The organism is Rhodococcus sp. AW25M09, from assembly GCF_000333955.1.
Classification (GTDB): Bacteria; Actinomycetota; Actinomycetes; order Mycobacteriales; family Mycobacteriaceae; genus Rhodococcoides.
Genome location: NZ_CAPS01000072.1, coordinates 48352 through 68027, shown reverse-complemented (window position 1 = coordinate 68027; position 19676 = coordinate 48352). Strand labels below are relative to the sequence as shown.

18 protein-coding genes are annotated in these 19676 nt (G+C 64.9%); 3 read left to right on the top strand and 15 right to left on the bottom strand.

The window, feature by feature from the left end; translation table 11 throughout:
* Window positions 1-96 precede the first annotated feature (96 nt).
* Window positions 97-396, top strand: coding sequence for a hypothetical protein (locus RHODMAR_RS14555; protein WP_008715803.1), 300 nt, complete (start codon window positions 97-99; stop codon window positions 394-396).
* Here the strand turns inward: RHODMAR_RS14555 and dnaE are convergent.
* From dnaE to lspA, 4 genes are all read right to left on the bottom strand, one after another.
* Window positions 367-3903 (bottom strand): DNA polymerase III subunit alpha, encoded by a 3537-nt coding sequence (gene dnaE, locus RHODMAR_RS14550; RefSeq protein ID WP_008715802.1) that lies wholly within the window; start codon window positions 3901-3903, stop codon window positions 367-369. The two genes, RHODMAR_RS14555 and dnaE, sit on opposite strands and share 30 nt — an antisense overlap.
* Before the next feature lie 147 nt (window positions 3904-4050).
* A complete protein-coding gene (locus RHODMAR_RS14545; RefSeq protein ID WP_051048034.1) occupies window positions 4051-4716 on the bottom strand; it encodes a hypothetical protein in 666 nt (221 codons plus the stop codon).
* The gene (locus RHODMAR_RS14540; RefSeq protein ID WP_008715798.1) at window positions 4716-5642 is read right to left on the bottom strand and encodes an RluA family pseudouridine synthase; all 927 of its coding nucleotides are present in this window, start codon (window positions 5640-5642) and stop codon (window positions 4716-4718) included. Before RHODMAR_RS14540 ends, RHODMAR_RS14545 begins: the two co-directional genes overlap by 1 nt.
* Window positions 5639-6271, bottom strand: coding sequence for a signal peptidase II (gene lspA, locus RHODMAR_RS14535; RefSeq protein WP_008715797.1), 633 nt, complete (start codon window positions 6269-6271; stop codon window positions 5639-5641). The genes RHODMAR_RS14540 and lspA overlap by 4 nt, the downstream gene beginning before the upstream one ends.
* 90 nt (window positions 6272-6361) lie before the next feature.
* Here lspA and RHODMAR_RS14530 point away from each other — a divergent pair, with 90 nt between their 5' ends.
* Window positions 6362-7363, top strand: coding sequence for a hypothetical protein (locus RHODMAR_RS14530; protein ID WP_232433662.1), 1002 nt, complete (start codon window positions 6362-6364; stop codon window positions 7361-7363).
* Window positions 7360-8103, top strand: a complete 744-nt coding sequence (locus RHODMAR_RS14525; protein ID WP_008715794.1) for a sensor domain-containing protein — start codon at window positions 7360-7362, stop codon at window positions 8101-8103. The genes RHODMAR_RS14530 and RHODMAR_RS14525 overlap by 4 nt, the downstream gene beginning before the upstream one ends.
* A 111-nt stretch (window positions 8104-8214) precedes the next feature.
* Here RHODMAR_RS14525 and RHODMAR_RS14520 read toward each other — a convergent pair whose 3' ends face one another.
* The 11 genes from RHODMAR_RS14520 to ftsZ form a co-directional block, all read right to left on the bottom strand.
* Complete coding sequence (locus tag RHODMAR_RS14520; protein ID WP_232433667.1) at window positions 8215-8700, bottom strand: hypothetical protein; 486 nt, start codon at window positions 8698-8700, stop codon at window positions 8215-8217.
* 196 nt (window positions 8701-8896) lie between these two features.
* Window positions 8897-10198, bottom strand: a complete 1302-nt coding sequence (locus RHODMAR_RS14515) for a DNA polymerase IV (protein WP_051048043.1) — start codon at window positions 10196-10198, stop codon at window positions 8897-8899.
* A 59-nt stretch (window positions 10199-10257) separates the two neighbouring features.
* The gene (locus RHODMAR_RS14510; RefSeq protein WP_008715787.1) at window positions 10258-10977 is read right to left on the bottom strand and encodes a peptide deformylase; all 720 of its coding nucleotides are present in this window, start codon (window positions 10975-10977) and stop codon (window positions 10258-10260) included.
* The gene (ileS, locus tag RHODMAR_RS14505) at window positions 10974-14111 is read right to left on the bottom strand and encodes an isoleucine--tRNA ligase (protein ID WP_008715785.1); all 3138 of its coding nucleotides are present in this window, start codon (window positions 14109-14111) and stop codon (window positions 10974-10976) included. Before ileS ends, RHODMAR_RS14510 begins: the two co-directional genes overlap by 4 nt.
* Before the next feature lie 284 nt (window positions 14112-14395).
* Window positions 14396-14572, bottom strand: coding sequence for a hypothetical protein (locus tag RHODMAR_RS28690; RefSeq protein WP_008715783.1), 177 nt, complete (start codon window positions 14570-14572; stop codon window positions 14396-14398).
* A 79-nt stretch (window positions 14573-14651) separates the two neighbouring features.
* Complete coding sequence (wag31, locus tag RHODMAR_RS14495; protein ID WP_008715781.1) at window positions 14652-15503, bottom strand: DivIVA-like cell division protein Wag31; 852 nt, start codon at window positions 15501-15503, stop codon at window positions 14652-14654.
* Between the two features lie 159 nt (window positions 15504-15662).
* Window positions 15663-15950 carry a YggT family protein gene (locus RHODMAR_RS14490; protein ID WP_008715779.1) on the bottom strand — a complete coding sequence of 96 codons (288 nt, stop codon included), beginning with the start codon at window positions 15948-15950 and terminating at the stop codon, window positions 15663-15665.
* A gap of 82 nt (window positions 15951-16032) precedes the next feature.
* The gene (locus RHODMAR_RS14485) at window positions 16033-16677 is read right to left on the bottom strand and encodes a cell division protein SepF (protein WP_008715776.1); all 645 of its coding nucleotides are present in this window, start codon (window positions 16675-16677) and stop codon (window positions 16033-16035) included.
* A gap of 81 nt (window positions 16678-16758) precedes the next feature.
* Window positions 16759-17514 carry a YggS family pyridoxal phosphate-dependent enzyme gene (locus RHODMAR_RS14480; protein ID WP_008715773.1) on the bottom strand — a complete coding sequence of 252 codons (756 nt, stop codon included), beginning with the start codon at window positions 17512-17514 and terminating at the stop codon, window positions 16759-16761.
* A gap of 23 nt (window positions 17515-17537) precedes the next feature.
* Entirely contained in the window at window positions 17538-18305 is a 768-nt protein-coding gene (gene pgeF, locus RHODMAR_RS14475; protein ID WP_042939270.1) for a peptidoglycan editing factor PgeF, read from the bottom strand.
* Entirely contained in the window at window positions 18302-19555 is a 1254-nt protein-coding gene (gene ftsZ, locus RHODMAR_RS14470) for a cell division protein FtsZ (protein WP_008715770.1), read from the bottom strand. The genes pgeF and ftsZ overlap by 4 nt, the downstream gene beginning before the upstream one ends.
* Window positions 19556-19676 lie beyond the last annotated feature (121 nt).

The window sequence follows — 19676 nt, the reverse complement described above, 5'->3', positions numbered from 1 at the left end:
AGTTCGGTGGACCGAATCTTTGGGCCGGTGTAGCCTGAACTTCACCTCCCGGGAGGCCGAATCATCAACCCGACGGGCGCAGCAGAGGAGATCACTATGACGTTCGCGAGCACTCGGGTGAGCCGTCGACCCGCCCCTGCCCTGCGCACCGTCGACCTGGCAGGCGTCGCGTGGCCGGTCTACAAACTCGAGTCGCTCGCACTCGGATTCTTCGTGGTCGCCGCGACACTCGTCATTGCCGGCTCCCTGCACGCAGCAGTGCTGGCCGGCGCTGCGGTCGCCGTTGCTGCCTGGTGGGCGCTGCGGCTGACCGAGTTGGGCTCGCTCGGCCGGGGCTCGGCGGAGTCCCGACCGATCGAGTCTGCGTCATCCCGTCAGACAACCGGGCCCCAGTAGCGCCTTCAGGTCTCCCATCAACGCCGATGTCGGCGTCACGCGCAAGCTGTCGTCCAGCTTCATCGTGGTGATCTTGTCGCCACTGACCAGACGTAGATGCACATCGGACGTTCCCGGGTGGCTCGACAGGACTCGCTTGAGAGCACCGACCTTGTCCGCAGTGCACAGCCTGGTCGGCAGACTCACTGCGAGCGGCTTGTCGATCCCGATGGCCGAAAGATCCGGCACGGCGAGGTCGTTGGCGATCAGAGAGACCCGATCGTCGCGTACCGACACACGACCCTTGACGAGAACCACCGAGTCCTCGGTGACGTCGGCACCGAACACCGAATACGCCTGCGGGAAGAACAGCACCTCGATGCCGCCGGCCAGATCCTCGAGCTGAGCCGACGCCCACGTCAAACCGTTCTTGTTGATACGCCGGTTGACCGAGGCCAGAATTCCGCCGACGGTGACCTGAGTGCCGTCCTTGATGTCACCCTCGAGAATGGTCGGAATGTTGCAGTCGGACTTCGCGGCCAGCATGTGTTCGACGCCGAGGAGTGGGTGGCCCGACACGTAGAGACCGAGCATCTCGCGCTCGAGAGCGAGCCGATGCTTGGATTCCCATTCCTCTTCCGGCACGCGAACGTTGAACACCGCAGAGATCGACTCGTCGGCATCCTCGCCGCCGAACAGATCGAACTGACCGATGGCCTCGGCCTTCTTGGTCCCCATCACCGCGTCGATCGCATCGGCGTGGATGAGCATCAGACCCTTGCGCGGATGGTCCAGTGAATCGAAAGCACCTGCCTTGATCAGGGATTCGGTGACCTTCTTGCTGCACGCGATTGCGTCGATCTTGCCGAGGTAGTCCGAGAAGTCGGTGTACTTGGATTTCTCCGACCGCGCCCTGATGATCGAGGCGACCACGTTGGTACCGACGTTGCGCACCGCGCCGAGACCGAACCGGATGTCCTTTCCCACGGACGCGAAGTTGAGTTCGGACTCGTTGACGTCCGGCGGAAGCACCGTGATGCCCAGCTTGCGGCAGTCCGCGAGATAGATCGCAGCCTTGTCCTTGTCGTCACCGACGCTGGTGAGCAAGCCGGCCATGTACTCGGCCGGGTAATTGGCCTTGAGGTACGCCGTCCAGTACGACACCAGGCCGTAGCCCGCGGAGTGAGACTTGTTGAATGCGTAGCCCGCGAAGGGCAACACGGTGTCCCACAGCGCCTTGATGGCGGCCTCGGAGAAGTCGTTGTCCAACATGCCCTGCCGGAATCCGGCGTAGGCCTTCTCCAGCTCGGAGAGCTTCTTCTTACCCATCGCTCGACGCAGCAGGTCGGCCTGGCCGAGGGTGTACCCGGCGACCTTCTGCGCGAGCTGCATGATCTGCTCCTGGTAAACCACCAGGCCGTACGTTTCGCCGAGGATCACCTTGAGCGGCTCTTCGAGCTCGGGGTGAATCGGCTTGACCTCTTGCCTGGCGTTCTTGCGATCGGCGTAGTCGTTGTGCGAGTTCATGCCCATCGGGCCCGGCCGGTAGAGCGCCAGCACGGCGACGATGTCCTCGAATCCGGTGGGCTGCATGCGGCGCAGCAGATCTCGCATCGCGCTGCCGTCGAGCTGGAACACGCCCAGAGTGTCTCCGCGCGAGAGCAAGTCGAAGGTTGCCGGGTCGTCGAGCGGCAGCGCGTCGAGGTCGATGTCGATGCCGCGGTTGGCCTTGATGTTGTCGATCGCGTCGCCGATGACGGTGAGGTTGCGCAGACCCAGGAAGTCCATCTTGAGCAGACCGATGGCCTCGCACGACGGGTAGTCCCAGCCGGTGATGATCGCGCCGTCCTGAGCGCGCTTCCACACCGGGATGGCGTCGGTGAGCGGTTCCGAGGACATGATGACCGCGCAGGCGTGCACGCCCGCATTGCGGATCAGCCCTTCGAGCCCCTTGGCCGTCTTGTAGATGGTCGCCACGTCGGGGTTCGAGTCGATCAGCGCTCGAACCTCGACCGCTTCCTTGTAGCGCTCGTGCGCTGGATCGGTGATGCCCGCGACGGAGATGTCCTTGGCCATGATGGGCGGCGGCAGCGCCTTGGTGATCTGATCGGCGATCCCGAAACCGGGCTGGCCGAACTGCACGCGCGCGGAGTCCTTGATGGCGGCCTTGGTCTTGATGGTGCCGAACGTGATCACCTGTGCGACGCGATCGCTGCCCCATTTCTCGGTGGCGTATCGGACCATCTCGCCGCGGCGGCGATCGTCGAAGTCGATATCGATATCGGGCATCGACACACGCTCGGGGTTGAGGAACCGCTCGAACAGCAGACCGTGCGGCAGCGGATCGATGTTGGTGATGCCCATGGCGTAGGCCACCAGCGATCCGGCGGCCGAGCCGCGGCCCGGTCCGACTCGGATGCCGACGTCCTTGGCGTGGTTGATCAGGTCACCGACCACGAGGAAGTACGCCGGGAACCCCATTTCGAGGATGACCTTGATCTCGTACTCGGCCCGCGCGAGGTAGTCCTCGGCCGGACCGTCCGGGAACCGTCGCTCGAGGCCGGTCATGACCTCGTGGCGCAGCCACGTGCCCTGGGTGTACCCCTCGGGCACGGGGAAGATCGGCATCCGGTCTCGGTGCGCCCACACCTCGTCGTAGGGCTGCACCCGCTCGGCGATGAGCAGCGTGCTGTCGCAAGCGCCGGGCACCTGATCGTCCCAGAGCGCGCGCATCTCGGCGGCGGACTTGAGGTAGTAGCCGTCACCGTCGAACTTGAAGCGGGTGGGGTCACTGAGCGTCTTTCCGGTCTGAATGCACAGCAGTGCTTCGTGGTTCTCGGCGGCGTCCTTGGTGACGTAGTGGCAGTCGTTGGTGGCCAGCGGCGGGATCGAGAGCTTCTTGCCGATGTCGAGCAGACCCTCGCGGACGCGGCGCTCGATGGACAGGCCGTGGTCCATCAGTTCGAGGAAGAAGTTGTCCGGGCCCCAGATCTCTCGCCACTTGGCGGCGGCTTCGAGTGCCTCGCGGTCCTGGCCGAGTCGCAGCCGAGTCTGCACCTCCCCGGACGGGCAGCCGGTGGTGGCGATGATGCCCTCCGCGTGCGAGGCGATGATCTCCTCGTCCATGCGAGCCCACTTGCCGAGCTGGCCCTCGATCGACGCGAGCGACGACAGCTTGAACAGGTTCCGCACACCGGTGGCATTCTCGGCGACCATCGTCATGTGCGTGTAGGCACCGCTACCGGAGACGTCGTCGGACTTCTGACTGCGGTCGCCCCACAGGACACGCTTCTTGTTGAACCGAGACTCCGGGGCGATGTAGGCCTCGATACCGATGATCGGCTTGATCCCGGCCTTCTTGGCTTCGTTGTAGAACTCGCTGGCTCCATACATGTTGCCGTGGTCGGTCATGCCGACTGCCGTCATCTCCAACCGGGACGCCTCGGCGAACATCGCGCCGATCTTGGCAGCGCCGTCGAGCATCGAATATTCGGTGTGGTTGTGCAGATGAACGAACGAATCGGCCACGAAGGTTCTCTCCTGAAGGTCGTGCGTTTTCGAAAATACGAGCCGCGAATGCACCCACTGTAAGCGGTCGAACCGACAGAATTTTCGTAGCGGACGGTGTGTCCTGGGACGACGTGACAGGTGTGACGGATGCGACGACAGTTGTTCTCATTCGGCCGGCACGAGTCCGTCGTCCGGTAGCGGGGCAACGACGTCGACGTACTCCGGCAGCAGCGGCTCGACCGCGAACTTGCCGGACACCGCGTCCGGCGGAAGTGCCTCCACAGCGCGCACTCCGGTGCGGTCGGCCACCTCGATCAGCTGGGCCGGGGTGCCGCGCACCACCAAGGTCACCACGCACGCGCACCCGCCCAGCACACGGCGCCGAGTAAGCGCAGCAATCTGCGCGGCCCTGTCCCCCGGATCGAGCGATTCCTGCGCCTGACCCGCCGCTCGGGCGGTCGAGTTCAGCACCGACCGTCGGCTGCCCGACACCCCGACGGTGAGAATCGGAGTCTGCACGCGATCGAGCGGAACGCGGAAGAGCACCTGCGAGATGCGAACTCCGTCCGCGACGGCATACGCCTGCTCGACAGTGAGTTCGCGATCGAACGACACCGAGCCCCATCGGGGTTCGTCACCGCCGGTACGCACACTCTCTGAAGCACGGGCCAGGTAATCGGTCACCTGCTCGCCACTGTCCGGGCCGAGTCGATCGGTACCGACACCCAGCTGTCGCTGCGGATTCAGGTACCCGACAACGGCCAACGCACCGACCACCAGAACAACGGCAAGGACACCGCCGAGCGCACCCGCCACTCCTCTACTGCCCATCACGCTTTCCGAAGCACCTCGAGGGCATGTTCGAGGTCCGCCGGATATTTGCTCTCGATTTCGACCCAGCGACCGTCCGACGGGTGGGCGAAGCCGAGGGAGCGAGCATGGAGCCATTGCCGCTCGAGGCCCAACCGTTCGGCCAGGCGAGGATCGGCACCGTAGGTGAGATCCCCACAGCAGGGGTGCCGCAAGGCCGAGAAGTGCACACGAATCTGGTGTGTGCGACCGGTTTCCAAGTGCACGTCCAGCAAGCTCGCGGCCTGGAAGGCCTCCACCGTGTCGTAATGGGTGACGCTCGGCTTGCCGTCGGCACGCACGGCGAATCTCCAGTCGTTGCTGCCGTGTCGCCCGATCGGCGCATCGATGGTTCCGCTGCTCGGGTCCGGATGACCTTGCACCAATGCGTGATAACGCTTGTCGATGGTCCGCGCCTTGAACGCTCGCTTGAGCACGGTGTACGCCCGCTCGGACGTGGCCACCACCATCACCCCCGAGGTTCCGACGTCGAGTCGGTGCACGATGCCCTGCCGCTCGTGCGCGCCGGAGGTGGAAATCCGGAAACCGGCGGCAGCGAGACCGCCGATGACGGTCGGACCTGTCCAACCGACACTGGCATGCGCGGCCACGCCGACGGGCTTGTCCACGGCCACGATGTCGTCGTCGGCATAGAGAATCTCCATTCCCTCGACCGGCTCCGCATCGATCGTCAGCTGACGAGCCGGCTCGGGCAGCGTCACTTCGAGCCATGATCCTGCGGCCAGCCGGTCGGACTTGCCCACGGCATCGTGATCGATCAGAACCGAGCCCTCCTCGGCCAACGTAGCCGCGACGGTACGCGAGAGCCCCAGCAACCGGGCGATCCCGGCGTCGACTCGCATTCCGTCCAAACCGTCGGGCACCGGCATCGAACGTGATTCCCTCACTTGTCGGCCTCTCCGACGGCGCCGGAAGCGGACTTCGTCACCCGTTCGCCATTCGGCTCGAACCCGAACAGGCTGAGCGCGACCAGCAGAATCGCCCCGCAGACGATGGACGAGTCGGCAACGTTGAACACCGGCCACCACCCCACCGACACGAAATCGACGACATGGCCCTGGAACGGCCCCGGTGCGCGGAAGAAACGGTCGATCAGGTTGCCCAGTGCGCCACCGAGAACCAGACCCAATCCCAACGCCCACCACGGCGACCGTAGCGTCCGGCCGATCTTGATCACTCCGATGACGACCGCGACGGCCACAACGGTGAGCAACCACGTCATTCCGGTGGCCATGGAGAACGCTGCACCGGGATTGCGTACCAGGCGCAACGTCACGACATCTCCGAAAATCTCGATCGGATTGCCGGGCTTCACGAAGTGCACGACGAGAATTTTCGTCAGGAGATCGAACAGCAGAATCACGGCCGCGATGGCAATCAGCAACCGAGTCTTCAGCGGCTCGACCGGTCGGTCGACAGCGCTGTCGGTATCGTTCACCTGCGAGTCCGCGGTCTCGTTCGGTGCGGGAACACTGCTGGTCTCGGTTGGTGGGTCGTCGGCGCGGTCTTCACTCACCCCTCCATCATGGCGCATGGGCGGCCGCACCCCCTCATCCGCGCGGGCGCACGACCGGTCACCGGGCCCGGTGTCAGTAGCCTGGTGGCCGTGAAGTCGACCGATCGCTCCCGCGCCCTCCGCTCCACTCTTCTCGCCGCATCCTGTGCGATGGCTCTGCTGGCCGGCTGCTCGAGTACCGACTCCGATCCTGCACCCTCACCCGCATCCGAGCAGGCCGCATCCTCGAACGAAGTGACGATCGCGGTGACTCCGACGACCACCACGGTTGTCGACCCCGGAAGTGAGCCGCGGCGAGTACTGACCTTCGACACCGCTGATGCGGACGAGCAGAACATCGACCTCACCACCACCTCCACCGTGCAGCAACAGATCAACAGCGGCGCTGCACAGGACTTCTCCAGTCCCGAACCCACTTTGCCGCTGAGCGCATCGACGTCGGATGCAGGAGCGGAGCCGTCGGAACGGCCCCAGAACGCCGTTCCGGACGAGGACGCGTCGACCGGGGCGACTCGTTCGATCGCCTTGACGATCGGAGCAGCGACGTCACCAGACGAGGGCCTGACCGACGCGCTGTCCGCATCGGACGGCTCGACGGCGCGACTGGCAACCACCGATTCCGGAGCGATCACCGCACTGCACATCACTCCGGCCGAGGCCGCCCTCGACACCGCCCGGGCCGCCATAGAACGTTCGTTCAACGCGGCGGTATATCGCTCCGTGAACTTCCCCGACACCGAAGTCGGTGTGGGTGCCGTGTGGACCATCGATCAGCAGGTGCTCAGTGGCATCACACTCGACCAACGCACCACCGTCACTCTGCGGGAGCTCGACGGAGACCGAGCAACACTGGACGTCGCGATCACCCAGACGCCGGAATCGAATGTCTGGAACCTTCCCGACGATTCCGGCACGCTGAACATCGCGTCGTACACCTATACCGGGTCGGGAACCCTCGAGATCGACCTTGCCCAGCCACTTCCCGTCGGCGGATCGATCACCGCGGGTGGCGAGCAGATGTACACCGATCCCGACAGCACGACCGTCCTGCGGCAGACAGTCGGAGACTCCATCACCTGGGGTGCCCGATGACACGCGTCTCGACCCGGATGCTGGCCGCCCTGTCTCTCGTCGGTGTCGCCGCGGCCGCCGGGTGCAGCTCGGACGCACCATCGTCGACTCCCGCTGTTGTTCCCACCGCTGTCGCCGCTCCCGACCCCCTCCGCGGTGCGGCCGTCACCGACGATGACGTTCTGGGTGCGGCGATGTTGGGTCCGAGCGAGCTCCCGAACGGGTTCACCTCGATCCCGGACCCGGTACGGGATCTGGGACTGGACCCGGCTCCCGGGTACGACTCACCCGACAAGTCCGGCACCGATCCGGCCGAGTGTGCAGCCGTACTCGCGCCGGTATCGGAGCAACTCGACGGCGCGGCGTCGACAGCGGTGGCCCGCTTCTCGGGACCCGACTTCTCCTCGATCGACGAGGACGCGGCGAGCTACTCGGGTACAGGCGCAGCCGACGCGTTCGCTTCTGTGCAGCAGGCGTGGGTGGGATGCACCGAGTTCAGCGGCACGGACGCGGACGGTGTGGGCGTCGAGTACGAGTTGGCGGGCCGCGAGCAGCCACAGATCGGTGATGCGTCCGTCTCGGTGCGTCTGACCACCAGCAGCGAGGGGTTCACGCTGATCTCCGACGTGGTGGTGGCCGTGGTCGATTCGACCGTGATGCAGATCGTCGTCTCGGATCGGAGCGGACTCGAACCCGAGACCGTCACCGCCGTCGCCGAAGCAGCCGCCGAGCGCATCCGATCGGCCACGCCGAGCGTCTGACTCCGGATAGCTCGTCCAGACCCGTCGATCGACGAAAAAACTGCCGGCGACATATCCACGAGAGGAGATGTCGCCGGCAGTTCCGGGTCGGTCAGAGACGATCGGCAGGACTCAGGGTGCGGGGCACGCCGGGCTGGTCAGCTGCGCGAGCGACACGATGCCACAAGCGTTCTCCTTCGACAGCTTCCAGACGCCGTCCTCGGGGACGAACTGGAACGTGCCGGGGTTGGCCTGTCCGTTGAGCGTGATGGTGATGCCCGCGTTGAGAACGCCGGTACCGAGATCGTCGACGCTGGTGATCTCGATCTGCGCGTTGTTGGCGACGGCCGCGGCGGCGACCTGGTTGATCAGTTCCGGATCCTCGGAGGCACCCTGAATCAGGGCGGCCTTCTCCTCGACCGGCACGTTGGGATCGAGACCGCGATTGAGCTCGGTGTTGAGCTGCTCGACGCTGGGCACCGGCGGGTACGAAGCGTCGGGAGCGGGGGCCGCTGCCGAGGTGGTGACGGCCGTCGTCGTGGTGGCCGTGGTGTCGCCGTCGTCGGAGCTGCACGCGGTCATGGTGAGCGCTGCGGCGACGGCGATGCCGGCAACCATTGCCCGTCGGGTGTTGCGAAGCTTCAAGTGCTTGTCCTTTTCACTCTGAGTCACGTCTCGATCGTTCTGTGACTCGTCGGTCGTCTGGGGTGGGTCGTCTCGGACCGGAACCCACTATGTCAGCTCGGATCGGTCGAGTCACAACCCAGAACCCATACCTGTGAAACCTCACAGAGTTTCCTCAGCTCTGCCACAGTCACTTCAGGCTGTCCAAAATGTCGGCAACGACCAGGTTCTCGTCCGACTCGGCGAAGGTCCGCGCGATACCAGGCCCGGTGGTGCGGGTCTCGAATCGGACGGTCACCACCGCGTGACCGGCACCCTGTACCCAGCCGTGACCGAACTCCGGATGCCGGACGTCCATTCCCGGTTGCCAGCGCGGGCCGTCCGGAACCACGACATTCGATTCGGCCTCGACGGGCGCAGGCGACTCCTCGGTCGCGTCTGCGGCAGGCTCGTATTCCAACTCGGGAAACAACGATCCCTGCCGCACTGCCGACAGCCCGGCCAAGCCGACTCCGACCAGACGAATGGGGCCGACGTCGACCGGGTCGACCGCCAACCGCTGTGCGGTGGCCACGATGGTCTGCTTGTCCACCGTCGCGTACGGCAGCGTTGCCGACCGGGTGATGATGCTCATGTCGGACTTACGCAGTTTGAGCACCACGGTCCTGGCTCCCCGGCCGTCCTTCAGCAGTCGTCGATGCGTCGAGTCGACGATGGACTCGATGGCAGGTCGGAGCTGAGCCAGCGAGATGACGTCCTGCGCGAATGTCGTCTCGGCGCTGACCTGTTTGGCCTCGGCACGCTCGGCCACCACACGATTGTCGATTCCTCGCGCCAGCTGATGCAGGCTCGGCCCCATCGTGGCCCCCAGGATCGATGCCACCTCCGACTCGGGTGTGGCCACGAACTTGCCGATGGTGTCGATTCCCAAGCGGTGCAATCGTTCACCAGCAACAGGGCCGATCCCCCACAACTTCCGTACCGGCAGATCAGCCATCAGCTCGGCCTGTATTCCGGGAGCCACGACGGTGATCCCGTCGGGCTTGGCCAGTCCCGACGCGATCTTGGCGATCTGCTTGCCCGATCCTGCACCGATCGAGGCCACCAGCCCGGTCTCCGCCAGTACCAGGGTGCGCAGATCCGCGCAGAACCGGTCGACCTCGCGCACCGTCGCTCCGGCCAGTTCGAGCGGCTCGCCGAACGCCTCGTCGATCGAGAGCTGTTCGAGGACGGGCATCCGCCCCCGCAATGCCTCGAACGCCCGCCTGCTCAGCTCCGAGTACAGCGCGAATCGGGGCGGCAGCACCACGGCGGTCGCGCCGACCAGCCGGCGAGCCTGATGCATCGGCATCGCCGATCGGGCCCCGAATGCCCGGGCCTGGTAGCTGCAGCCCGCCACCACTCCTCGCCCGCCTGCACCGCCGACCAGGACCGGTCGACCCTGCAGCGTGGGCCTGGTCAATTGTTCGGCGGAGGCGAAGAACGCATCCATGTCCAGGTGCAACACCCATCGGCGACTCCGCAGGGTGTCGTCGGCGATGTCGGGCACGGTCAGCGAGGATCGACGGAGAAGCCGAGCGCCTTCGCTGCGCGTTCGGGTGTCGGATCCGACCACAGCTCGCCGTACTGCTCGCTCGTGGTCAACGAGCGGGTGTGCGCGGTGTCGATGTACAGCGTTCCGTCGAGATGGTCGGTCTCGTGGGCCACGATCCTGGCCGGCCAGCCGCGGAGAACCTCGTCGATCTCGCGCCCCAGTTCGTCGGTGCACTCGAGCCGCACTTCGCGCGCTCGGGTCACGACGGCCTGGTAGCCGGGAACGCTGAGGCACCCCTCGAAGAAGCTGACCGTCTGCGATCCGACCGGGGTGTACCGCGGATTGACCAGCACGCGGAACGGCAGCGGAGTGCGCTCGCGGACGTGAGCGACGTCTGCGCCGACCTCGTACAGATCCTCGATCACCGCTACCTGCAACGGGATTCCGATCTGTGGCGCAGCCAAACCGACACCGGGTGCGCCGCGCATGGTCGCACGCATCACCTCGATCAACTCGGCGAACGTGTCGGTGTCCAACTGCCCCGCGTAGCGTGCCGCTCTGGACCGCAACACCGGGTGACCGGCGGCGACAATGGGCACCACACCGCCGCGAGCCTCGGCGAGAAACTCGCGGACGGAGTCGACCGTCACAGCATCTTCGGCCACGGTGACGTGGCGACCGTCGGTCACGGTGACGTGGCGACCGTCGGTCACGGTGACGTGGCGACCTTCGGTCACGACGACTTGGTGATCACTGCCCGAACCCCTTCACCGAGATCGCTGCCGTCGTCGCCGACGGTGCCGTCGACGAGCGAGAGCGCGAGTACCTCGCCCGCGATCAGATCGCGGTGGGTATCGAGCCACGCTCGCCTCTGCTCGGGAACGTCGATCACGATGTCGATGCGGTCCGAGACGTCCAATCCGTGACTGCGACGCGCGTCCTGCAGTTCTCGGATGCGGTCCTTGGCCCAACCCTCTGCTTCGAGCTCCTCGGTGACGACCGAATCGAGCACCACGAGTCCGGCGTTTCCGGGCAACGGAGCCGTCGACTCGGGCTCGGCTGCCACGAGCCTGCGGGTGAATTCCTCGGGCAACAACGCAATTCCCGCGGCACTGACCACACCGTCGGCGTCTTCGGACCAGTCGCCTGCCTTGACCGCCTTGATGACGGTCTGGACGTCCTTGCCGATCCGAGGGCCGGCCGCACGTGCATTGACGACGAGCTCGAATTTTCCGTGTACGGCAACGTCTTCGGTGAGATCGACCTTCTTGACGTTCACCTCGTCGGCGATGATGTCGAGGAACGGACGCAGGCGCTCGGCGTCGGCAGCGGCAACCGTCACCTCGGGCAGCGGCAACCGAACGCGCAGGTTCTGGGCCTTACGCAGACCGAGGACCGTCGAGCAGACAGTGCGAACCTCGTCCATACTGTCGACGAGTTCCGGATCGGACGGCAGTTCGCCGGCCTCCGGCCAATCCGTCAGGTGCACCGAGCGGCCACCGGTCAATCCGCGCCACACCACTTCGCTGATCAACGGCAACAGTGGGGCGGCGATCCGGGTGAGTACCTCGAGGACCGTGTGCAAGGTGTCGATCGCGTCGACGTCCTCGCTCCAAAAACGTGAACGAGACCTCCGCACGTACCAGTTGGTCAGCGCATCGCAGAATGTGCGCAGCTGATCGCAGGCACCGGCGATGTCGTTGCCCTCGAGCGCATCGGTGATGGCATCTCTGGTGGCAGCGAGCTTGGCCAGCACGTACCGATCGAGTACGTGCGGAGAATCGGTGCGCCACTGCCCCGGCGTCGACGCATAGAGCTGCAAGAAGCTCCACGCGTTCCAGATCGGCAACAGTGCCTGCCGCACTCCCTCGCGGATGCCCTGCTCGGTGACGATCAGGTTTCCGCCGCGCAGGATCGGCGACGACATCAGGAACCACCGCATGGCGTCGGAGCCGTCGCGGTCGAACACCTCCTTGACGTCCGGGTAGTTGCCCTTGGACTTGCTCATCTTCAGACCGTCGTCACCGAGCACGATGCCGTGTGCAGCGACGGTTTTGAAGGCCGGCCTGTCGAACAGGGCGGTGGCCAGCACATGCAGGGTGTAGAACCAGCCGCGGGTCTGCCCGTTGTACTCGACGATGAAATCGCCCGGATTGTGTGTTTGGAACCATTCCTCGTTCTCGAACGGGAAGTGCACCTGTGCATACGGCATCGAACCGGACTCGAACCAGCAGTCGAGCACCTCCGGCACGCGACGCATCGTCGACTTACCGGTCGGATCATCCGGATTGGGACGCGTCAGATCGTCGATGTAGGGGCGGTGCAGATCGGTGGGGCGCACGCCGAAGTCACGTTCGAGCTCGTCCAGGCTGCCGTACACATCGAGGCGAGGGTAGGCCGGGTCGTCGGACGTCCACGCCGGAATCGGGCTGCCCCAGTATCGGTTTCGGCTGATGTTCCAATCGCGTGCACCTTCGAGCCACTTGCCGAACTGGCCGTCCTTGATGTGCTCGGGCACCCAGGTGATCTCTTGGTTGAGCTCGACCATCCGATCACGAAACTTGGTGACCGCGACGAACCACGACGGCACCGCCATGTAGATCAGCGGCTGACCGCTGCGCCAGCTGTGCGGATAGGAGTGCTCGATGGTCTCGTGCCGTAGCAACCGGCCCGATGCCTTGAGGTCCTTGATGATCACCGGATTGGCGTCGAACACCATCAGACCCTCGTACGGCGGCACCAGCGAGGTGAACTTGCCGCCTGCATCGAGCGGTTGCACCACCTCGATGCCGTTCGCGGTGGCGACGTCCATGTCCTCTTCACCGAAAGCCGGTGCGAGGTGGACGATTCCGGTGCCCGAGTCGGTGGTGACGTAATCGGCATGCAGCACGCGGTGCGCGTTCTCGTGGCCCAGGAAGAAGTCGTACGGCGGCGCGTACTGGAGCCCGACCAGCTCGGTACCGGTGTGCTCGGAAAGCACCTCCGGCTCCTCCCCCAGCTCCTTCGCGTAGTGCGACAGACGCGCAGCGGCAAGCACGTAACGCTCACCGTCGAGTCCCCGCACCTGCACGTAGTGCACTTCCGGATGCACCGCGATCGCCAGGTTGGACGGAAGAGTCCACGGAGTGGTGGTCCAGATCAGTGCGTTCGCGCCGTCCAGGGGCGAGCCAGGAGCAGTCAAGGGCATCAGGACGGTGACCGCGGGGTCCTGACGCATCTTGTACGCGTCGTCCAGCCGGGTCTCCTGGTTGGACAACGGCGTCTGCTCGTACCAGCTGTACGGCAGCACCCGGTAGCCCTGGTAGATCAGCCCCTTGTCGTGCAACGTCTTGAACGCCCACATGACCGACTCCATGAAGTCGACGTCGAGTGTCTTGTAGTCGTTGTCGAAGTCGACCCACCGTGCCTGCCGGGTGACGTAGTCGCGCCATTCGTCGGTGTACTGCAACACCGACTGCTTGCAGTAGGCGTTGAACTTCGCCAGACCCATCTCGTCGATCTCGGACTTTTCCTTGATGCCGAGCTGCTTCTCCGCTTCCAACTCTGCGGGCAGTCCATGACAGTCCCAGCCGAAGCGGCGTTCGACCTTCTTGCCGCGCATCGTCTGGAACCGCGGGACGAGGTCCTTGACGTAGCCGGTGAGCAGGTGCCCGTAGTGGGGCAAGCCGTTCGCGAAGGGAGGCCCGTCGTAGAAGACGAACTCCTCGGCATCCGCCCGGTTGTCGATACTGGCTCGGAACGTGCCGTCCTCGGCCCACTCGTGCAGCACGATGCGCTCGAGATCGGGGAAAGGGACGCTACCCGATCGGCCTTCGGCCAAGTCGACCCGCGGGTACGACGCCGAGATCGGGCGTGCGCTTGCATCTGTCATAACGGTCTCCTCCGTGCCGGTCGCGTGCAAGACGCGACTCCAGTTGGCACGGGGACGACGCTCGGGCGTTCTGTGCGCCCGACACCGCGGTACCACCCCGCTTGCTCGCTCTCGACGACACCGCGTCGGATCGAGCCACTCCACGTGAGCTGTGACGGGCTCACCCGTTCGGTTCTACTGAACGCCGATGGCGTCGTTCTTCCGAAGACTCCGGTGATAGCCGGATCGATGCCTGAACTCTTACTGCCTGAGAACTCTTGCTGCCTCAAACATACGACTGCCCGCTATCGGTCGGGCTCGGGCGGTACCCGTCTGCCCGTTAGTGCACCGACCAGCAGCAGAACTGCACCCACGATACACACGACGATGCATGCCCAAGCCCAGATCACGGACCCCGTCATCAGGGCGAGAACCAGTAAGCCGAACCCGATCGCTGCTGCGCCGAGAGTCAGGACCAGCACGGGATTCCTCGCTCAATACTCGACGCGACAGTCGAGTTCGACGCTGCCATGAAGGACAGCGTCGACACTCGAACGTGCGTCAGTTGCCCTTGGCGTACGACTGACTGTAGCCGGACGACTGATTGTCCTGGTTGAAGTTCTCCTGGCCGTTGTCCACAGGCAACGCAGACGAACGGTTTTCGAGCTCTTCGAGCTGAGATTCGAGGTAGGACTTGAGCCGCACCCGGTACTCGCGCTCGAAGGTCTTGAGCTGTTCGATCCGGCCTTCGAGCACCGACCGCTGCTGGTTGATCGTCGCCATGATCTCGGTGTGCTTGCGCTCGGCATCCGCCTGCAGCGCGTCGGCCTTCTCCTTGGCCTGGCGCAGCTGGGTCTCGGAGCGAGTCTGCGCGTCGGAGAGCAGGGAGTCGGACTTCTGCCGAGCCTCGGTCATCATCGCCTCGGAACGCGTGCGAGCATCGGAGACCAGCCGCTCGGCGTTGGTGCGAGCGTTGCCGAGCAACTGCTCGGACTCGGACTTGGCGTCACCGGTGAGACGATCGGCCATCTCCTGCGCGAGGCCCAGAATCTTCGCGGCCTGCATGTTGGAATCGCCACCCTGCGCGGGTGCCGCAGCAACGGGTGCGACGGGTGCGGGCTGCGCAGCGACGGGCGGCGGCTTGGGGGGATCCACCGGACGCTGCGGCTCGGGCTTCGGTGCCGCGGCCTGAGCAGGCTGCGGGTTCTGCCGTGCCGAATTCTTGGAATCTGCAAGCTCCTGATCGAGCTCACCGACCCGCTGGCGTAGGTCGGCGTTCTCTTCGATCAGTCGCGACAACTCTTGCTCGACGAGGTCGAGGAAAGCGTCGACCTCGTCTTCGTTGTAACCGCGCTTACCGATGGGCGGCTTACTGAAAGCTACGTTGTGCACATCAGCTGGAGTCAGCGGCATGGAAGGATCCCTTCACGCGTCTTGGGGCGGTAGAGCAAGCATTCAGTTATATGCCATTCCGCGCGAGTGCAGAACAATCAAACTGTAACTGGCGTCCATTCTGTCACACGGGACACGCGGCTTGCGCCCGTCCCGAGTTCTAACATTCCATCCACGGCCTCAGGCCGCGAGACTGCTGGTCACATTCCACATGATGAAGACGACGAAGAGCAGGACCATGATGGAAAGATCCAGTCGCACTCCGCCGAGGTTGAGCGGCGGAATTATCCTACGCAGAAACTTCACCGGCGGGTCGGTGACCGTGAAGATCGCCTCGAGCAAGACGACGACCACCCCGGTCGGTTGCCAATCTCTCGCAAAAGTCCTGATGAACTCGACGATGATTCGACCGATGAGAAGGAGCCAAAAGAGAAACAATACGATGTTGATCACCGTGAACACGATCACGGCTATACTCTGCCTGACTTCGCCTGGCTGAGCAAAGCGCGCTGGTCACAGCCCTGAACTACCGCTTCGAGCAGCGAATGTCTCACTGCTGACTGTAGAAGCCGGTCTCGGCGATCCGCCTACGCTCCTGCGGTGACACATCCACATCGGAAGGCGAAAGCAGGAATACCTTCGTCGCCACCTTGTCGAAAGAACCACGCAGAGCGAAAGCCAGACCGGCGGCGAAATCCACCAGCCGCTTGGCATCCGCGTTGCTCATTTCGACCAGGTCCATGATGACCGGAGTTCCGTCGCGAAAGCGCTCGCCGATCGTGCGGGCCTCGCTGTAGTCGCGTGGGCGCAACGTGGTGATCTTCGACAGCGGACCGCCGTCGTCGACGATCGGGCTGCGTCGAGTTTCTGCACGCACATCCATACGAGTGTCCATGGCCAATGCTCCTCGGGTTGCCGGGCCTCGCGTCGACGGTGCCGACCCGCGTGCCCTACCACCGATCGGCGCGAGAGTGGCTGCCGGCCGAGGTGCTTCGTAGTCGTCGTACTCGTCCTCGATATGTGCGTGCCGAGATCCACCGAACGACGGCTTCACGAACTCGCGGTCGTCTACGTCGTCGTAGTCGCGACCACCACGGGAACTATGGCGCGTGTCAGGCTCGTCGAGGTAGTCGTCCTCGTAGTCGGCGAGCGGAACCATGCCGAAGTACGCCTTGAACTTGTGCAGGGTGCTCATCGTTCTGCCTTCCGTGGCGGTGTCTACTGTCGATCCCCAGGTTCGCAAGTGTCTGTTGTGACTGATGTGATCCGTGGACTGTTATTGCGAGGTTATCGGCCGCGCGCCGAGTATTGCGGTACCGACACGCACGCACGTCGATCCGTGGCGCACAGCAGCTTCCAGGTCACCGGTCATGCCCGCGGACAACTCCCGCGCCCCTGGATGATCGAGCAGCACACGGCGATGAAGGCTCTGCAGATCGGCGAACGCTGCGTCCGCATCGGCGTCGAGCGGAGGCACCGCCATCAGCCCTGCCAGGCGAACACCGGTTGCGCTCGACACAGCCTCCGCAAGTGCGTGCACTTCGTCACGCTCTACACCACCGCGGTGCGCGTCCCCGTCGAGACTGACCTGAACGAGAACGTCGAGTTCGGCCTGCCGGACGCCCTCCTCCAGTGCCGCCGTCGCCGCCTTGGACAGAGCGTTGACCAGCCGCAGGCTGTCCACGGAATGGATCGACTGCGCCCAGGCCGCAACGGACTTCGCCTTGTTGCGCTGCAGATGGCCGATCATGTGCCACCGAGGCGGGTCGTCGCGAAATTCGTCGACCGTCTCGGCCACCTTCGGCGTCGCGTCCTGTTCTCTCGACTCACCGAAGTCGCGGCATCCGAGTCGGTACAGGGTGCGAACGTCGGAGGCCGGAAAGAACTTGGTCACCGGTAGCAGGGCGACGTCCTGGGCGGTTCTCCCCGCCTCGGCGCAGGCGCGAGACAACCGCTCCCGCACCGAGGTCAACGCCGTCTCGATCTGCCGGGCACGGTCGGTGGATTCGGCGTGATCGGTGGGTTCGCTCATGACAACCTCCTCTGCTGCTTGACCTATCGCTCGCTGCCGGTCGGTCGATCGTCGGCGGATCCACTGTCCATCCACACGACACTGGCGATCCGGCCGGTCGACCCCTCGCGGCGATGACTGAACAGGGTCCTGTCCTCGATTGTGCACCGTGGATCCTGCGCCACCCCGGACAATCCCGCCGCCAGCAGCTGCGCCCGGATGCCGGCAGGGATATCGAGTCCGGGTGTATTGCGAACGGTCGTCGTGGCACTGCCGGGAAGGTGTTTGTCCACGTCCGATCGCATGTGCGCCGGGACCTCGTACTGTCGGCCGCTGGCCGCGGGGCCGAGAAATGCCCCGATTCTCGCCGGCACCGCACCGAGCTCGACCATTGCGGCCAACACCCGAGGCACGATGCCGATGCGGGCACCGACCCGGCCGGCGTGGACCGCAGCGATCACGCCCGCCTCCTCGTCGGAGAGCAGCACCGGAACGCAGTCGGCGCTCAGCACCACCAGCCCTAGATCGTGCTGCGTCGTCACCAACGCGTCGGTCATGGGTATCGGTTCGGTCGTCGGGCCGTCGACCACAGTGACGGTGCGTCCGTGCACCTGCTCCATGAACACCAGCCGCTCGAGCCCCATACCCAGCCGGTCACCGAGGCGTCGGCGATTGGCCTCGACGGCAGCGGGATCGTCGCCGACGTGGTCACCGAGGTTGAAGGTGTCGAACGGCGGTGCCGAGACACCACCCGCGCGCGTGGTCGAGACGCGGCGGACCCGAAATGGATCGGTGGAGGCTGACTCACTCACCGCCGCATGAAGGACGGCACATCGACCTCGTCTTCGCCGTCGTCCTCGGCGATCGGCACCCGACGGCCGGAACCGACGGACTCGCGGCCGCTGCCGGAAGCGGACTCGCGGCTGGACGATTCACGATTCGAAGAGCTCGACGAGTTCAACGGCGGCAGGCTGCTGCCACTCGATGTTCCGACCGGGTCACGGAACACTGCCCCGTCGGAACTCTCGCTCGATCGCGAAGACACTTCTCCCGAGCGCGCCGATCCGATCGGGCCGCGCGCGTTGGCGGCAGCCTCGATCGGGCGACGGTTCGGGGTGCCGCCGTCGAAGCCTGCCGCAATGACGGTCACGCGGACTTCGTCGCCGAGCGAATCGTCGATGACGGTTCCGAAAATGATGTTCGCATCGATGTGCGCTGCTTCCTGCACCAGCGACGCCGCCTCGTTGATCTCGAACAGACCGAGGTCCGATCCACCGGCGATGGACAGCAGCACACCGCGTGCACCCTCCATCGAAGCTTCGAGAAGTGGTGAGTTGATCGCCGACTCGGCAGCCTTGATCGCGCGACCCTCACCCCGAGAGGAACCGATACCCATCAATGCGCTGCCTGCACCGGACATGACGCCCTTGACGTCGGCGAAGTCGACGTTGATCAGGCCCGGAGTGGTGATCAGGTCGGTGATGCCCTGAACGCCGTTGAGAAGTACTTCGTCCGCGCTGCGGAACGCGTCCATGAGACTGACGGCCGCGTCGCCGAGCTGGAGCAGTCGGTCGTTGGGGATCACGATGAGCGTGTCGCACGATTCGCGGAGCTGCTGGATGCCGGTATCGGCCTGCCCTCCGCGACGCTTGCCCTCGAACGAGAACGGACGGGTGACGACACCGACGGTCAAGGCGCCGAGCTTGCGGGCGATGTTGGCGACCACGGGAGCGCCACCGGTACCGGTACCGCCACCCTCACCTGCGGTGACGAAGACCATGTCGGCACCCTTGAGCACCTCTTCGATCTCGTCCTTGTGATCGTCCGCTGCGCGGCGACCCACCTCGGGATCGGCACCTGCGCCGAGCCCGCGGGTCAGCTCGCGTCCCACGTCGAGCTTGACGTCTGCGTCACTCATCAGCAAGGCCTGAGCGTCGGTGTTGACCGCGATGAACTCGACTCCCTTGAGTCCTTGTTCGATCATGCGGTTGACCGCGTTCACGCCGCCGCCGCCGATGCCGACGACCTTGATTACGGCGAGGTAGTTGTGCGGGGGCGTCATGGGCTCTCGCCTTCCATGGAGTGTTGCGTGAAATGTGGAAAACTCTCAACCTAAACCACAGGCTTAGAGTTATGTCAAGTACTGAACTGGTCGAAACGCTATTCATCACCGACGGTTATCG

Bases quoted from the DNA above. Each gene is read 5' to 3' on its own strand.
- RHODMAR_RS14555 (WP_008715803.1), top strand. From the start codon at position 97: ATGACGTTCGCGAGCACTCGGGTGAGCCGTCGACCCGCCCCTGCCCTG.
- RHODMAR_RS14545 (WP_051048034.1), bottom strand. From the start codon at position 4,716: ATGGGCAGTAGAGGAGTGGCGGGTGCGCTCGGCGGTGTCCTTGCCGTT.
- RHODMAR_RS14525 (WP_008715794.1), top strand. From the start codon at position 7,360: ATGACACGCGTCTCGACCCGGATGCTGGCCGCCCTGTCTCTCGTCGGT.
- RHODMAR_RS14520 (WP_232433667.1), bottom strand. From the start codon at position 8,700: ATGGTTGCCGGCATCGCCGTCGCCGCAGCGCTCACCATGACCGCGTGC.
- RHODMAR_RS14515 (WP_051048043.1), bottom strand. From the start codon at position 10,198: ATGGATGCGTTCTTCGCCTCCGCCGAACAATTGACCAGGCCCACGCTG.
- ileS (WP_008715785.1), bottom strand. From the start codon at position 14,111: ATGACAGATGCAAGCGCACGCCCGATCTCGGCGTCGTACCCGCGGGTC.
- wag31 (WP_008715781.1), bottom strand. From the start codon at position 15,503: ATGCCGCTGACTCCAGCTGATGTGCACAACGTAGCTTTCAGTAAGCCG.
- RHODMAR_RS14485 (WP_008715776.1), bottom strand. From the start codon at position 16,677: ATGAGCACCCTGCACAAGTTCAAGGCGTACTTCGGCATGGTTCCGCTC.
- RHODMAR_RS14480 (WP_008715773.1), bottom strand. From the start codon at position 17,514: ATGAGCGAACCCACCGATCACGCCGAATCCACCGACCGTGCCCGGCAG.
- ftsZ (WP_008715770.1), bottom strand. From the start codon at position 19,555: ATGACGCCCCCGCACAACTACCTCGCCGTAATCAAGGTCGTCGGCATC.